Genomic DNA, 14343 nt, shown 5'->3' on the forward strand with positions numbered 1-14343 from the left:
AGGAAACCTGAATGAAATCTGTAAAATCCGCCAAATCCGTCTCCTCCCGGAGCGCCGCACAACCGATTCGCAAGCCGAAAGGGAAACTCGGCGTCCTGATCGTCGGATTGAACGGGGCCGTTTCGACGACGTTTCTCGCCGGTGTGATGGCGGCGAGGAAAGGGATCGCAAAGCCGATCGGTTCCCTGACACAGATGGGCACGATCCGGCTCGGGAAACGGACCGAACACCGGTCGCCCCTGATCCGGAAATTTATCGAGCTCGCGAAGCTCGAGGACCTCGTGTTCGGAGGGTGGGATATTCGGGACGAGAATTGCTATCAATCGGCGGTGCACGCCGGAGTCCTCCAGCGCGAGCACCTCGATCTGGTGAAAAAGGAGCTCGAATCGGTGCGCCCGATGCGGGGCGTGTTCGACCAGTACTACGTCAAGCGGCTGAAGGGCTCCCACGTCAAGAAGGCGAAGACAAAATTCGAGCTGATGGAACAACTGCGCGCGGATATCCGGGCGTTCAAGCAACAGAGCGGGTCAGACCGGTGCCTGATCGTCTGGTGCGGCAGCACGGAAATCTTCATCACTCCCAAGGGCGTGCACAACACGCTCAAGAAGTTCGAGGAGGGGATGCGGAAGAACGATGTCGACATCTCCCCCAGCATGCTCTACGCCTACGCCGGATTGATGGAAGGCGTCCCGTTCGCAAACGGCGCCCCGAATCTGACGCTGGATACCCCCGCACTGATGAAGCTGGCGAACGACCGGGGAGTTCCGGTTTCGGGAAAAGATTTCAAAACCGGACAAACCCTCCTGAAGACCGTGATTGCCCCGATGCTGAAGGCTCGCCTCATCGGCCTGAACGGATGGTTTTCCAGCAACATACTCGGAAACAGGGACGGGGAGGTGCTCGACGACCCGGAGTCGTTCAAGACGAAGGAGGAGAGCAAACTTTCGGTGCTGGACGGAATACTCCAACCCGAGCTGTATCCCGATCTCTACAAGGATTTCTACCACAAGGTGCGAATCAACTATTATCCCCCCCGCGGAGACAACAAGGAGAGCTGGGACAACATCGACATTTTCGGCTGGATGAACTATCCGATGCAGGTGAAGGTCAATTTTCTCTGCCGCGACTCGATCCTCGCAGCTCCGATTGTGCTTGACCTCGTTCTCTTCATGGACCTCGCCCACCGGGCGGGGATGAAGGGGATCCAGGAATGGCTTTCCTTCTATTTCAAGAGCCCGATGTTTGCGCCCGGGCTCTACCCGGAGCACGATCTGTTCATCCAGCTCATGAAACTGAAGAACACACTCAGATTCATGAGAGGCGAGGAGCTCATCACGCATCTGGGGCGTGAGTACTACGATTGACCGGAGGGCTTCATGCCTCTGAACTCCTGGAAACGATTGCGTCAATCGTTCGAGTTGAAGAACCCCTGGTGGACCTACCGGAAGGACGACGTCCTCCTGCCCTCCGGCAGGCAGGGGGAATATCACTTTGTGCATGTGGAGGGTTCGAGCATGATCGTTCCGGTCCTCCGCGACGGGACGCTGATCCTGGTAAACCAGTATCGATACCTGGCGGACCGGGAAAGTCTCGAGTTTCCCTGCGGGAGCGTCAAGGAAGGATCGACCTACGACGAGACGGCGCGCCACGAATTGGAGGAGGAGACGGGGTTCGGGTCTCAGAATCTCGTCGCGGTGGCGGGGTTCAATCCCTACAACGGCGTGACGGATGAGATGTGCCGCATCTATATCGCGCGCGACCTTCTCCCGGTGGATTCGCGCCCGGACGACACCGAAGAATTTGAACAGCTCCATCTCACCTGCTCCGAACTTGACCGCAAGATCCGTTCGGGCGAGGTCTGGGACGGCATGACGCTCGCCGCCTGGGCCCTCATCCGGCATCTGGTAATCCCATGAAGCGGCTGCTCCTTCTCGTCTGCCTACTCGCCCTGGCTGCCTCCGGCGGCCTGGGCCAGCGGGTCCGCATCGGCGCGGAGGTGTTGCTCGAAAAACATTCCGGCCTGATCCGGGGCAAGGGGCTCGGCGTCGTTTGCAACCAGACTTCCGTTTTTCCGGACGGAACGCATCTCGTGGACTCCCTTCTGCGTCTCGGGATGAGCGTCAAGGCATTGTTCAGTCCCGAGCACGGGATACGGGGGGATGCCGCCGCCGGGGCGGGCGTTTCGAACCAGACCGATTCTCTCACCGGGTTGAGGGTCTATTCATTGTACGGAAAAACGCTGAAGCCGACACCGGACATGCTCCGCGGGGTCGACGTCCTCCTCGTCGATCTCCAGGACGTGGGTGCGCGTTTTTACACCTATGCGAGCACGATGGCGAAGGTGATGGAGGCCGCGCGGGATGAAGGGAAGAAGGTCATCATACTCGACAGGCCCAACCCGATCAATGGAATCGATATCGAAGGGCCGGTCCTCGACATGTCGCTGATCTCGTTCCTGGGGCTTTTTCCGCTTCCGGTGCGCCACGGCCTGACCCTGGGCGAGCTCGCGCAGACGATCGTGGGCGAGGGGTGGTTGAACTACAATTCGAATGTCGATCTCACGGTGGTGCCGATGGAAGGCTGGAAGCGGTCGATGTGGTACGACGAAACCGGCCTGCCCTGGAAGGCGCCTTCGCCGAACATGAAGACGCTCGCGACGGCGACGGTCTATCCGGGAACCTGCTTTTTCGAGGCGACGAACGTATCGGAAGGGCGCGGCACGCCGAAACCGTTCGAAACGATAGGCGCCCCGAACCTGAACGGAGGAAAAGCCGCTTCCCGGTTGAATGCCCTTCACCTTCCCGGTGTGGCATTCAGGGCCGTCACTTTCACCCCGCAGGCCGACCCGGTCGCCGCTCCGGATCCCAAGTATAAGAATCGCCCCTGCAGCGGCGTCTCCATCCGGGTGACCAACCGCAAGAAGTTCCGTCCTGTCCTTACCGGGGTGATGCTGCTCTCCGTCATCCGGAGCCTTGCTCCCGGGAAGTTCGAGCTGATGCAGGGCCGGCTCGACCGGCTGGCCGGCGATACGATCATCGGAGACAAACTGATGAAGGGGGCGGCCGGAAAGAATATCCTCGACGTGTTCGACACCCAGTTGGATCAGTTCAGGCGCCTTCGGGCGAAATACCTTCTCTATCCGTAGCACCGCTTCCCCCCATCCAAAACGGTTCCTGCTCCTTCCTGGATCCCTCTGCCGATACCTTTAATAATCCGCCGCACTCCCCATGTCGATAGCCGCAGCCTTTAGGCTGCGGTCTTTTTCCTGCCTTGGCACAGCTCCTCGATCAAAAACCCGCAAGCTAAAGCTTGCGGCTACCGATGCCTCGGGCTTTCTCGTTCCCGCGCTCTGCGCCCCCATTTCATTGACATTCAGGCAGATTCTTCCTATATTGAGCACGATTTTTATGAGCCTGATCCGTGAAGATAACCCATGCCACCTGATGATCTACCCGATCGCGCATCGGAGGGTCGTTTTGCAGTCGTTTCGTTCCCGGCCGGCCGTTCGGGGAACCCCCGCACATTTACGTTTAACGGTTGGGGCTTCTCGTTTGCCATCGCCTCCTTCATTCTTGTCGTCGTCGCTCTAACCATCGCCGTACTCGTTTACACTCCCGTGGGCAGCAGTCTACCGATAGCCGATCAGGAACTGGAGAGGCAGTACGGGCGACAAATTGCGGGAATACAGGGGCAGTTGCAGCAGCTCGCGCAGGAAATGAACAGTTTGACAGTCTATAACCTTCGGCTGCGCAAGATTCTCGGCGAGCGAATTTCGGGGAAAGACAGCGTTTTGGAAGCGACCGCGGTTGAGCCGCCCGATTCGGGTTTGCATGCGGTTGAGGGCGCCGGCAAAGCCCTGGTCGACTCGAGGAAAGCAGGGGGTAACCTCACTGCCGGAGAGGCAGCCGGGGTGCCGGGACCGCAAATTTCACGGCGGGATGAGCAGGGACATGCGGAGACGGCCCTTCAGTTGCCTCTCACGATGCCTGCAGAGGGCTACTTCTCGAAGAGTTTTGAACCCGGTGAATTCCATTACGGGATGGACATCGCCGGGAAGGAGGGGAGCGGGATATTCGCAGCCGCCGACGGGCATGTCGTTTTTTCCGGATGGACGTACGATGACGGCTATACCCTTTTGATCGCCCATGCTGAAGGATTTGTGACGGTCTATAAGCACAACCAATCGCTCCTGAAGATCACGGGCGCGACCGTGAAGCGGGGGGACCTGGTTGCGCTGATGGGAAACACGGGCCGGACGAGCTCGGGTCCTCATCTTCACTTTGAAGTGTGGAAGAACGGGATTGCGGATAACCCACAACAGTACTTTTTGACCACACCATAAAGGAGATCAGATCCCAGTGAAAACAGAACCAGGCAACGACGTGTCAAGTATCATCACGGCCGGAACCATCTGTGAGGGGAAGCTCAGGAGTCCGGGGAGTATCCGTGTCGAAGGCCGGATCGTCGGAGAGATCGTCGCGGGGGCGGGCATCTCGATCGGCGGGACGGGTGAGGTGGACGGAAACGTTTCGGCGAAACTCGTGACGATCGGCGGCAAGATCACCGGAAGTGTGCTCGCGCAGGAGAAGCTGGTGTTTGAATCGAAAGCGATCGTTCGCGGCGACATCCGTGCGGCGAAGCTCGTCATCGAGGAAGGGGCCGTATTCGACGGGAAGTGCATCATGTCCGACTCCAAAGCCATGCCGCCGCAGCCGGGCCCGGAAATGAAACAGGATGCGAGGCCGGGGGATCCCCAGGTCAGGCGGCCCGATCAGAAGTAGCCGGCATTGGAACTCCCGCGCGGCGAACACGATGATCCGGAAACCGCGAAGCAGGCGGGGAATCCGGAAGAGAATCGCGGAAGCGCTCTCCGGAACGTCGGGCTCCTCTTCGGCTCCGGAACCCAGCTTGCCATCTCCGTCGCGGTGATGTTTTTCCTGGGACGGTGGGCTGACGAGAAGCTTCACACTGCTCCCTGGCTCCTCATCGGAGGAGTCCTGGTGGGAGTCGGAGCGGGCCTCGCCTCGTTTATCAGGACGGCGATGAGCCTGGATGACCGGGCAAAGCAAGACGACCATCCGGCGAAATGAGAGGCACCGACTGGTCGTTCCCGCGCCAGGTGCTCATCACGCTCCTGGTCGTCGCCTGCGGCGCCGCCTACCCGCTCATGAAGTACGGAACGGCGGAAATCCTGAGGGCTGTCCTGGCGGGCGCGGCGATCACGACGATGAATGTGCTCGCCGGCTACGCGGCGATAGAATATTCGCACGGCAAATCCGCCTCGACATTTCTGAAATACGTCCTCGGCGGAATGGGAGTGCGGCTGATGGCGGTTGCCGCGGTTCTCGTGGCGTTGATCAGGGTGTTCGGGTTTGAGGTCTCAGCCCTGGTCTGGTCCATGGTCTTCTTTTACGTTATTTTCTTAATCCTGGAACTCATGTTCATACAGAAGAAATTCGGAAACAGATGAAATCGTTCACCCGTCGTGCCGTTTAATAGCATGGTTACTGCAGGCCTCCAGGAGCAGGCCGTCGCGGACACCTCCAGGGCGGCAGCCGGGTCCGGAGGGGCCGGCGGCGAGATTTTCGGAGAGCTGCTCAAGCACGTCCGGGATTCGCATGAGCTGGATACGCCGTTCGGAGAGATTCCGCTCCCCCATTTTCACATCGTGACGATCGCGGGCATCCCCGTCGATTTTTCGATCACCAAGCACGTCCTCTTCGTCTGGCTTGCCGCGGCCGTCCTGGCGGCGGTCGCCATCTCCGCGGCACGGAAGAACAGGAACCGGCCCGTCCCGACCGGTATCGGCAACCTCGTCGAAGCGATGCTGGTTTTCGTGCGAGACGAAATCGCGGTTCCGAATATGGGCAGGGGGGGAGTCGTATATATGCCCTATCTCGTCACCACGTTTCTCTTCATCCTCGTCATGAACCTGCTCGGGATCCTCCCCTACGGTTCGAGCGCGACGGGGAATATCAGCGTCACGGCGGGGCTGGCGATCATCGCGTTTGTGGTGATCCAGGTTTCCGCGATACGGACGCAGGGATTCGGACACTACCTGGCCCATCTTACCGGCGGGGTTCACTGGGGGCTCTGGCCCATCATGGTCCCGATCGAAATCCTGGGCCTCTTCACGAAGAACTTCGCCCTCTGCATGCGTTTGTTCGCAAACATGATCGGAGGCCACATCGTGATTCTTTCCTTCATCGGCCTGATCTTCCTGTTTAAAACATACCTCATCGCGCCGGCCTCGATCGCGTTCGCGCTCGGAGTCTCGATGCTCGAACTGTTCGTCGCTTTTCTGCAGGCGTATATCTTCACAATGCTGACCTCTCTGTTCATGGGCCTCGGAATGCAGGCTGGCCACGTCGAACAGGAGGAGCATCGGTCATAAACCACACATCATAAGGAGCAACAGAATGGATCCAAAAACACTCGGTTTTCTTGCCGCCGGAATCGGCGCCGGTATTACGGTGATCGGTGCCGGCCTCGGCATCGGTAAACTCGCCGCCGCCGCCATGGAAGCAAGCGGACGGCAGCCGGAGGCCGCCGGGGCGGTCCGGACGTCGATGCTGATTGCAGCGGCGCTGATTGAAGGCGTGACGTTCTTCTCGCTGGTCATCTGCCTGATCCTTGCGTTGAAATAAGATCACTTCTTCCCATAACCGGCCACACCCTGGAGAATAGCAACGATGCTTGAAGTCAACACGGGATTGATATCCTGGACGATCGTCACTTTTGTTCTCCTGCTGATCGTCCTGCGCAAGTTTGCCTGGAAACCCCTTCTTGAAGGCCTTCAGCGGAGGGAAGAAAGGGTGCGCACCTCGATCGAACGAGCCGAGCAGGCGCAGAAGGACGCGGAGCGATTGATGGAGGAGAACCGCCAGCGGCTTGCCCAGGCGGATCAGGAGAGCCACCGCCTGCTGAGCGAAGGGCGCGTGCTCGCGGAAAAGTTGAAAGCCGACATCGTCGAACAGGCGAACAAGCAATCGCGGAAGATGATCGAGCAGGCGCATCAGGAGATCGAGCGGGAGAAGGAAGCGGCGCTGGCGCAGTTGCGCGACGAGGTCGCAACCCTCGCGATCAAGGCCGCGGAGAAGATCCTCGACGAAACGCTGGACGAAAAGCGGCAGCGCAAACTGCTCGATACCTACCTCGATTCCATCAAGGGGAACTGACCGGGATGGCTGAATACCGGGCCTCGCACCGATACGCGCTCGCCCTCATCGGTGTGGCCGAAGAGAGGAACAGCATCGACGAGATCGGCCGCGATTGCCAGATGCTCGAGCGGCTGGTTTCCGGCCACCGGGACGTCCGCTTGTTTCTCGAGAGCCCCGTCATCAATGCGCACAAGAAACGCCAGATCCTCGAGGAGCTCCTCCGGGGGCGGATCGGGGAGACGATGCTGACGTTTGTATTCTTCCTCGCTTCCAGAAACCGCGAGGGCCTTCTCCCCCAGATCATCGCCGAGTTTTTCCGTCTTCGGGACGACCGGATGGGAATCCTCAATGTGGCCGCCACGGTGGCGGTGGCGCTGACGCCCGCGCAGGAAACGCGCCTGGTCGCGCGTCTCGAAGCGGCGACGAAGAAAACGGTTCGTATGACATATACCCTGGATCCCTCCCTCAAGGCGGGGTTCACCGTCCGGCTCGAAGATACCGTCTGGGACGCGAGTGTCCGTCACGACCTCGAGAATCTTCGGCGGCGATTCCTCGAGGGGGCCGCATAATGGAGCGGAGCACGAGTACAACCAAGAGAAAAAAGGACTAAACCATGGCGGAAGTAAGACCTGATGAAGTATCGGCCATCCTGCGCAAGCAGCTGGCCGGATTTGAAAAAGAGATGGATGTCTACGACGTCGGCACCGTGCTGCAGGTCGGCGACGGGATTGCCCGCGTCTACGGGCTCTCGAAAGTGATGGCAAGCGAGCTGGTGGAGCTTCCGAACGACGTGTTCGGGATGGTCCTGAACCTCGAAGAAGACAACGTCGGCTGCGTGCTCTTCGGCGAGAGCGGGCTCATCAAAGAGGGGGACATCGTCAAACGAACGGGACGTCTCGCATCGATGCCTGTCGGGGAAGGGATGCTTGGCCGCGTGATCAACCCGCTGGGCCAGCCGATCGACGGGCGCGGGCCCATCAAGACCGACAAATTTCTCCCCCTGGAACGGAAAGCCCTCGGTGTCATTCAGCGACAGCCGGTCAAGGAGCCCCTTCAGACCGGGATCAAGGCGGTGGATGCGATGATCCCGATCGGCCGCGGACAACGCGAGTTGATTATCGGCGATCGCCAGACGGGAAAGACGGCCGTCGCCCTCGATACGATCGTCAATCAGAAATATACGCACACCGAGCAGGCGAAGCAGCGGGGAATCAAGCCGATGTATTGCATCTATGTCGCCATCGGGCAGAAGGGTTCGACGGTCGCCTCCGTCGTCGCCAAGCTCGAAGAGTCCGGCGCGATGGAATATACGACCGTCATTTGCGCCACGGCGAGCGATCCCGCCCCGATGCAGTTCATCGCACCCTACGCGGGGGCGACTCTCGGCGAGTTTTTCAGGGATAACGGCAGGCACGCCCTTGCGGTTTACGACGACCTCTCCAAGCACGCCCAGGCCTACAGGCAGGTTTCGCTCCTCCTCCGGCGTCCGCCGGGAAGGGAAGCGTACCCGGGCGATGTGTTCTACCTTCACTCACGCCTTCTGGAGCGTGCATCCAAACTCAACGAGGAGCTCGGCGGCGGCAGCCTGACGGCGTTGCCGATAATTGAAACCCAGGCGGGCGACGTCTCGGCCTATATCCCGACAAACGTCATCTCCATCACCGACGGGCAGATTTACCTCGAGCCGGGCCTCTTCAACTCCGGCGTTCGCCCGGCCATCAACGTCGGGATCTCGGTTTCCCGCGTGGGAGGGAATGCCCAGATCAAGGCCATGAAGCGGGTCGCCGGGCGCATGCGTCTCGACCTTGCCCAGTACCGCGAGCTCGAGGCCTTTGCAAAATTCGGATCCGACCTCGACAAGGCGACACAGGCGCAGCTCCGGCGCGGCGCGCACCTGGTCGAACTCCTCAAGCAGGGCCAGTATGTGCCGATGCCCGTCGAAGAGCAGGTGGTCAGCATGTTCGCCGGGACAAACGGCTACCTGGATGAGTTTCCGCTCGAACAGGTCGGCCGGTTTGAACGGGAATTCCTGGACGTGCTGCGGCTGAAACATGCGGCGCTGCTGGAGGAGATCCTCGTCAAACGGGATCTCTCCGACGAGCTGCAGAAAAAACTTCATACGGTCGTCAAGGAATTTGTCGAAGGGTTCAAGGTCTCCTGACGCACAACCCAGCCTAGAACCATGGCCACACTCAGGGAAATACGGCGCCGGATCGGCGGGGTCAAGAGCACCCAGAAGATCACGAAGGCGATGAAAATGGTGGCGGCGGCCAAGCTGCGGAGGGCGCAGGATGCCGTCATCGCCGCCCGCCCGTATGCGCGGAAGATGAAGGAGCTCCTTACCCATCTCGCTTCGGAAGTCGACCTGACCGCCAACCCCCATTTCGCCGCCAGAGCGGTGAAGAATGTGGCGGTGGTCGTGGTGACGGCCGACCGCGGCCTGTGCGGCGCGTTCAATTCTAACCTGGTCCGCGCCGCCGCGCAGCATTGCCGGGAGCAGTACGGAGCCCAGGCTGCGGCGGGAGGATTGAAGGTCATCTGCGTCGGAAGGAAGGGGTTTGAGTTTTTTGCAAAACATGACTACCGGGTCGCCGGCAAGTATATCGGTGTCTATGCAGGTCTGCAATTCAGCACCGCCCAGGAGATCGTTTCAACCCTCGTGAAATCATTCCTCGCCGGGGAGGTGGACCGGGTGGATATCGTATCGAATGAATTCAAATCCATCGTGCAGCACCGTATCGTCATCGATCAGTTTCTTCCGATACCTGCGGCAAAGATCGATGCTCCGGCCTCTGCAGGCGGACATGCGCCGGCTCCGGGTTCCCCCCGGCCCGCGCCACCCCGTCTCGACTACATTTACGAACCGTCAGGGGAGGCAATCATCTCCGCACTGGTGCCGAAACACCTCAATTTTCAGTTCTGGCGCATTCTCCTGGAGTCGAACGCGGCGGAGCAGGGCGCCCGGATGGCGGCAATGGACAACGCCACTACCAACGCGTCGGAGCTGATCCGCAGCCTTCAACTCTCCTATAACAAGGCCCGCCAGGCGTCGATCACCAAGGAATTACTCGAAATCGTCAGCGGCGCGGAGGCGCTTAAACAAAGCCTTTGAGGTCCGCCGAAATTTACCGGGAATCCTCCGGAATCGGTAGCCGCAAGCTTTAGCTTGCGCGCCCTCCAACCCCAAGGCATCGGTGCTACGACCTTTAGGTCGCGCGCTTGCTTCCCTTTTATTTTTTGAGTAAATTTAAGCCTATTTTGGCGAAGAACCGCCCGGAATATCATTCCGCCGGTGCGGATTGGGCACCAATCCATGGAGCTTATCAGGATCATCTCATCAAGTGTTTGAGGATCTCAGTCAAAAACTAGAACTTGTCTTCAAGAAACTCCGCGGCCAGGGAAAGATCACGGAGTCGAACATCGCGGAATCGATGCGGGAGGTTCGCCGGGTCCTTCTCGACGCCGACGTGAACTATAAGGTCGTCAAGACCTTTGTCGAAGATGTGCAGAAGCGGGCTCTCGGCCAGGAGGTTCTTCGAAGCATCACTCCCGGCCAGCTCATCGTCAAGATCATGTATGACGAGCTGGTAAAGATGATGGGGACGTCGACCGCGGAGCTTAATTTCTCGGCGATGCCGCCCACTGTGATCATGGTTGCCGGCCTGCAAGGCTCCGGGAAAACAACGTTTTGTGCGAAACTTTCGTTATATTTAAAGACGAAGGGGCGTTTTCCGCTGCTGGCAGCCGCGGACGTCCAGAGGCCCGCGGCGATCGACCAGCTTGAGATGCTCGCCGGCCAGATCCAGGTGCCGGTCCTCGCGGAACGGGGCGTGAGCGCGCTCGAGATCGCCCGCCGCTCCGTGGAGCACGCCCGAACGGGGGCGCGCGACGTCGTGATTCTCGATACCGCCGGGCGGCTGCATGTGGATGAAGAAATGATGCAGGAGCTCGAAGCCATCAAGGCGGCAGTCAAGCCGTCCGAAATTCTTTTCGTGGTCGATTCGATGACCGGCCAGGATGCGGTCAACACCGCAAAGGCGTTCCACGACCGGCTCGATTTCCACGGCGTCGTGCTGACGAAGCTCGACGGCGACACGCGGGGCGGAGCCGCTCTTTCGATCCGGGCCGTCGTCGACAGGCCGATCAAATTTGTCGGTGTGGGCGAGAAGCTCGACGCGCTCGAGGTGTTCCATCCGGACCGCATGGCGTCGAGAATCCTCGGGATGGGCGATATCGTCACGCTCGTCGAGAAGGCCCAGGAACGGTTCGACGAGCAGCAGGCGCAGAAGCTCGACGAGAAAATCCGAAAGGCGCAATTCACCTTCGACGATTTCCTCGACCAGCTGCACGAGATCAAGAAAATGGGGTCGCTCCAGCAGGTGTTGAGCATGATCCCCGGCATGAACCGGATCCCCGCCGGAGCCGCGCTCGACGAAAAGGGCCTGGTCTATGTGGAAGCGATCATACGCTCCATGACGAGGGAGGAACGCCACAAGCCGCACATCATCAACGGCGAGCGGCGAAGGCGGATCGCCTCCGGCAGCGGCACCTCGGTGCAGCAGGTCAACAAAGTCCTCAAGCAGTTCGCAGAGATGCAGAAAATGATGAAGACAATTTCGAAAGGCAAGATGCCCCGGATGCTCCAGGGGATGCAGACGCCCCGAATGGGTTGAGGATTACAGAAAGATTCATTAATCATAAGGAGTGCTGAGAGTGGTAAAAATACGTTTGCGCAGGACCGGCAAGAAGAAACAACCGTTCTACAAGATCATTGTGGCGGATTCCCGCGCGTCGCGGATGGGAAAATACATCGAAGCGATCGGGCACTATAACCCGCGCGCGAATCCGATGACCGTCGATGTCGACGAATCCCGTCTTTACCTCTGGCTGAAACAGGGAGCGCAGCCGACGGACACGCTCCGGAGCCTCCTGCAGCGGAAGGGACTCTGGCTGAAGTGGGGGTTGATGAAACGCGGCGCCGATGAGGCCAAGATCGCGTCCGAATTCGAGAAGTGGCAGGGACTGCAGTCCGAGAAACTGCAGAGAGACGAAGAGAGAAAGGCACGCAGGAAAGTGGCACGGAAGAAGAAAAACGCGGTAGAAGCACCTCCTGCTCCGGCGGCATCCGCGCCGGAAGCTGCGCCTGAACCGGCACCCGCACCCGCGGCCTAATTGTGATCTCCGGGGAACACCCGGGATGACTGAGGATTTCGTTGAGCCTCGATTCAATCATATGAGGTGCTTGTGAGCCCGAGAATGCCTGACGATCACTGGAAACTCCGTTCTCATCGAAGGGTATCCCGGGTGGGCACGCGTATAGATCGACGGAGGATCTATGAAAGAATTCGTGGAATATATCGCCAAGCAGCTCGTCGATCAACCGGATCTGGTAGCGATTGAAGAAGAGAGCCGCGAAGAAAGATTGATTCTGAAGGTGAAGGTTGCCCAGCCCGATATCGGCAAGATCATAGGGAAGAGAGGGAGGACCGCCTTCGCGCTTCGCACGCTGGTGGCCGCGGTCGGCAAGAAAGCCGGCAAGCGTGTTTCTGTCGAAGTGTTGGATTGAACGTCCTGACAGGCGCACCGTGAGCCGCCGGGAGAACCGGGGGTTGACTGCCCTGGCAAGAATAACGGGTTGTTTCGGTCTCAAGGGGCATCTGAAGCTTCGTTTGAGCACCGGATCGCCCGGCAGACTGAAAGGTTTGAAAGAGGTGTTCCTCGGGGAGTCCGCGGCGGATTGCGAACCGCTCGAAATCGAGGAAGTGACTGCGGGACTCCGCAACACGCTCGTGAAGTTTCGCGGTGTGAACGACCGGACCTCGGCCGAGCCGCTTGTCGGCCGCTACCTGTTCGTCGAAGAGAGCCGGACGGTAAAGCTGAAGAAGGGATCGTATTTTGTCCATGATATCATCGGATGTTCCGTCGTCACCGCAGACGGGACTCTCATCGGAGAGGTTGAGAACGTGTATAAGTTTCCCGGACAGGATGTGTGGGCGATTCGCAGGGGGGCCGCCTCGGACATGATCCCCGCCGTGAAGGAATTCATCAAGGAAGTCGATCTCGCCCACCGGAGGATCGTCGTGCAGCTCATCGATGGCTTGCTCGAGAGGCCGTGACGCATGGATCAACGGCTTCGCGTGGATATCGTCACCGGATTCCCGGCTCTCGCCGCAGGCCCTCTCCGGACCAGCATCATCCGCCGGGCGAGAATGAAAAAGCTCGCGCAGATCAGGGTGCACGATCTGCGGAAGTACACGCACGACCGGCATCGCACGATTGACGACACTCCCTACGGGGGCGGGGCCGGGATGGTTCTCAAACCCGGTCCGATTTTCGAATGCATCGAGAAGCTCCAGTCTGCCCGCAGCTACGACGAGGTGATCTATATGAGCGCCGACGGGGAGCCGTTCAACCAGAAGACGGCAAACGAGTTGTCGTTGAAGAAAAACATCATCCTGCTCTGCGGCCACTACAAGGGGATCGACGAACGTGTCCGCATGAAACTGGTCACCAGGGAGATTTCGATCGGCGACTACGTCCTGACGGGGGGCGAACTCGCAGCCCTGGTCGTCGTCGATGCCGTGGTCAGATTGATTCCGGGCGTGCTGGGGGACGGACAATCGATGCTCACGGATTCGTTCCAGGATCCCCTGCTCGACGGACCGGCCTATACCAGGCCCCCCGAATTCCGGGGGATGCCCGTGCCGGGCGTTCTTCTCTCGGGCGATCATGATGCCATTGGACGCTGGCGCCAGACGCAGCGTGTCGAACGGACGAAGATCCGTCGCAAAGACCTTTTATCATAACCTGAAGGAATAGCAGCCATGGAGAAACTCAAGCTTGTAGAAGCCACACAAATGAAGACCGACCTTCCGCCCTTCAAGCCCGGAGACACGGTGAACGTGCATGTCCGCGTCATCGAAGGAGACAAGGAGCGAATCCAGCAATTTCTCGGGGTCGTGATCGGAAGGCGCGGGGGCGGCCTCGGAACCACGTTTACCGTCCGGAAAGTCTCGAACGGAGTCGGCGTCGAGCGCATCTTCCTCCTTCATTCTCCGCGCATCGCCAAGATCGAGGTGACGAAGCAGGGGAACGTCCGCCGCGCAAAGATGTATTACCTGCGCGCGCTTGCGGCGAAGCAGATCCGGCAGAAAACCTCGCTCTCGTAGGTTCGCCGGGGCAG

Annotated in this window: 19 protein-coding genes; all 19 read left to right on the forward strand. The window is 59.6% G+C overall.

Going from position 1 to position 14343, the window contains the following annotated elements; translation table 11 throughout:
• Positions 1 to 11: 11 nt before the first annotated feature.
• On the forward strand, positions 12 to 1364 hold the full coding sequence (locus VI215_11745; GenBank protein ID HEY6192985.1) for an inositol-3-phosphate synthase: 1353 nt from the start codon (positions 12 to 14) through the stop codon (positions 1362 to 1364).
• A gap of 12 nt (positions 1365 to 1376) precedes the next feature.
• Positions 1377 to 1916: an NUDIX hydrolase gene (locus VI215_11750; GenBank protein ID HEY6192986.1), complete on the forward strand. Its 540-nt coding sequence runs from the start codon at positions 1377 to 1379 to the stop codon at positions 1914 to 1916.
• Positions 1913 to 3145, forward strand: coding sequence for a DUF1343 domain-containing protein (locus VI215_11755; protein ID HEY6192987.1), 1233 nt, complete (start codon positions 1913 to 1915; stop codon positions 3143 to 3145). The genes VI215_11750 and VI215_11755 overlap by 4 nt, the downstream gene beginning before the upstream one ends.
• A gap of 288 nt (positions 3146 to 3433) precedes the next feature.
• Positions 3434 to 4342: a M23 family metallopeptidase gene (locus tag VI215_11760; GenBank protein HEY6192988.1), complete on the forward strand. Its 909-nt coding sequence runs from the start codon at positions 3434 to 3436 to the stop codon at positions 4340 to 4342.
• 16 nt (positions 4343 to 4358) lie between these two features.
• Positions 4359 to 4781 carry a polymer-forming cytoskeletal protein gene (locus tag VI215_11765; GenBank protein ID HEY6192989.1) on the forward strand — a complete coding sequence of 141 codons (423 nt, stop codon included), beginning with the start codon at positions 4359 to 4361 and terminating at the stop codon, positions 4779 to 4781.
• 6 nt (positions 4782 to 4787) lie between these two features.
• Complete coding sequence (locus VI215_11770) at positions 4788 to 5090, forward strand: AtpZ/AtpI family protein (protein HEY6192990.1); 303 nt, start codon at positions 4788 to 4790, stop codon at positions 5088 to 5090.
• Positions 5087 to 5470, forward strand: coding sequence for a hypothetical protein (locus VI215_11775; GenBank protein ID HEY6192991.1), 384 nt, complete (start codon positions 5087 to 5089; stop codon positions 5468 to 5470). Before VI215_11770 ends, VI215_11775 begins: the two co-directional genes overlap by 4 nt.
• 15 nt (positions 5471 to 5485) lie before the next feature.
• Positions 5486 to 6394, forward strand: a complete 909-nt coding sequence (atpB, locus tag VI215_11780; protein HEY6192992.1) for a F0F1 ATP synthase subunit A — start codon at positions 5486 to 5488, stop codon at positions 6392 to 6394.
• A gap of 25 nt (positions 6395 to 6419) precedes the next feature.
• Entirely contained in the window at positions 6420 to 6647 is a 228-nt protein-coding gene (atpE, locus tag VI215_11785) for an ATP synthase F0 subunit C (GenBank protein ID HEY6192993.1), read from the forward strand.
• A gap of 45 nt (positions 6648 to 6692) precedes the next feature.
• Positions 6693 to 7178 carry a F0F1 ATP synthase subunit B gene (atpF, locus tag VI215_11790; protein HEY6192994.1) on the forward strand — a complete coding sequence of 162 codons (486 nt, stop codon included), beginning with the start codon at positions 6693 to 6695 and terminating at the stop codon, positions 7176 to 7178.
• A 5-nt stretch (positions 7179 to 7183) separates the two neighbouring features.
• Positions 7184 to 7729 carry an ATP synthase F1 subunit delta gene (atpH, locus tag VI215_11795; protein HEY6192995.1) on the forward strand — a complete coding sequence of 182 codons (546 nt, stop codon included), beginning with the start codon at positions 7184 to 7186 and terminating at the stop codon, positions 7727 to 7729.
• 44 nt (positions 7730 to 7773) lie between these two features.
• Positions 7774 to 9321 (forward strand): F0F1 ATP synthase subunit alpha, encoded by a 1548-nt coding sequence (gene atpA / locus VI215_11800; protein HEY6192996.1) that lies wholly within the window; start codon positions 7774 to 7776, stop codon positions 9319 to 9321.
• Between the two features lie 21 nt (positions 9322 to 9342).
• Positions 9343 to 10272: an ATP synthase F1 subunit gamma gene (atpG, locus tag VI215_11805; GenBank protein ID HEY6192997.1), complete on the forward strand. Its 930-nt coding sequence runs from the start codon at positions 9343 to 9345 to the stop codon at positions 10270 to 10272.
• Positions 10273 to 10501: 229 nt separating this feature from the next.
• Positions 10502 to 11833 (forward strand): signal recognition particle protein, encoded by a 1332-nt coding sequence (gene ffh, locus VI215_11810; GenBank protein HEY6192998.1) that lies wholly within the window; start codon positions 10502 to 10504, stop codon positions 11831 to 11833.
• Between the two features lie 40 nt (positions 11834 to 11873).
• On the forward strand, positions 11874 to 12332 hold the full coding sequence (gene rpsP / locus VI215_11815; GenBank protein ID HEY6192999.1) for a 30S ribosomal protein S16: 459 nt from the start codon (positions 11874 to 11876) through the stop codon (positions 12330 to 12332).
• Between the two features lie 163 nt (positions 12333 to 12495).
• On the forward strand, positions 12496 to 12726 hold the full coding sequence (locus VI215_11820; GenBank protein HEY6193000.1) for a KH domain-containing protein: 231 nt from the start codon (positions 12496 to 12498) through the stop codon (positions 12724 to 12726).
• Between the two features lie 19 nt (positions 12727 to 12745).
• On the forward strand, positions 12746 to 13276 hold the full coding sequence (gene rimM / locus VI215_11825; protein ID HEY6193001.1) for a ribosome maturation factor RimM: 531 nt from the start codon (positions 12746 to 12748) through the stop codon (positions 13274 to 13276).
• A gap of 3 nt (positions 13277 to 13279) precedes the next feature.
• Positions 13280 to 13966 carry a tRNA (guanosine(37)-N1)-methyltransferase TrmD gene (trmD, locus tag VI215_11830; protein ID HEY6193002.1) on the forward strand — a complete coding sequence of 229 codons (687 nt, stop codon included), beginning with the start codon at positions 13280 to 13282 and terminating at the stop codon, positions 13964 to 13966.
• An 18-nt stretch (positions 13967 to 13984) separates the two neighbouring features.
• The gene (gene rplS, locus VI215_11835) at positions 13985 to 14329 is read left to right on the forward strand and encodes a 50S ribosomal protein L19 (protein ID HEY6193003.1); all 345 of its coding nucleotides are present in this window, start codon (positions 13985 to 13987) and stop codon (positions 14327 to 14329) included.
• Positions 14330 to 14343 lie beyond the last annotated feature (14 nt).

This window comes from Bacteroidota bacterium (genome assembly GCA_036522515.1).
In the GTDB taxonomy this organism is placed as follows: domain Bacteria; phylum Bacteroidota; class Ignavibacteria; order UBA10030; family SZUA-254; genus VBOC01.

Bases quoted from the DNA above. Each gene is read 5' to 3' on its own strand.
- VI215_11745 (HEY6192985.1), top strand. From the start codon at position 12: ATGAAATCTGTAAAATCCGCCAAATCCGTCTCCTCCCGGAGCGCCGCA.
- VI215_11750 (HEY6192986.1), top strand. From the start codon at position 1,377: ATGCCTCTGAACTCCTGGAAACGATTGCGTCAATCGTTCGAGTTGAAG.
- VI215_11755 (HEY6192987.1), top strand. From the start codon at position 1,913: ATGAAGCGGCTGCTCCTTCTCGTCTGCCTACTCGCCCTGGCTGCCTCC.
- VI215_11760 (HEY6192988.1), top strand. From the start codon at position 3,434: ATGCCACCTGATGATCTACCCGATCGCGCATCGGAGGGTCGTTTTGCA.
- VI215_11775 (HEY6192991.1), top strand. From the start codon at position 5,087: ATGAGAGGCACCGACTGGTCGTTCCCGCGCCAGGTGCTCATCACGCTC.
- atpE (HEY6192993.1), top strand. From the start codon at position 6,420: ATGGATCCAAAAACACTCGGTTTTCTTGCCGCCGGAATCGGCGCCGGT.
- atpF (HEY6192994.1), top strand. From the start codon at position 6,693: ATGCTTGAAGTCAACACGGGATTGATATCCTGGACGATCGTCACTTTT.
- atpH (HEY6192995.1), top strand. From the start codon at position 7,184: ATGGCTGAATACCGGGCCTCGCACCGATACGCGCTCGCCCTCATCGGT.
- atpA (HEY6192996.1), top strand. From the start codon at position 7,774: ATGGCGGAAGTAAGACCTGATGAAGTATCGGCCATCCTGCGCAAGCAG.
- atpG (HEY6192997.1), top strand. From the start codon at position 9,343: ATGGCCACACTCAGGGAAATACGGCGCCGGATCGGCGGGGTCAAGAGC.
- VI215_11820 (HEY6193000.1), top strand. From the start codon at position 12,496: ATGAAAGAATTCGTGGAATATATCGCCAAGCAGCTCGTCGATCAACCG.
- trmD (HEY6193002.1), top strand. From the start codon at position 13,280: ATGGATCAACGGCTTCGCGTGGATATCGTCACCGGATTCCCGGCTCTC.
- rplS (HEY6193003.1), top strand. From the start codon at position 13,985: ATGGAGAAACTCAAGCTTGTAGAAGCCACACAAATGAAGACCGACCTT.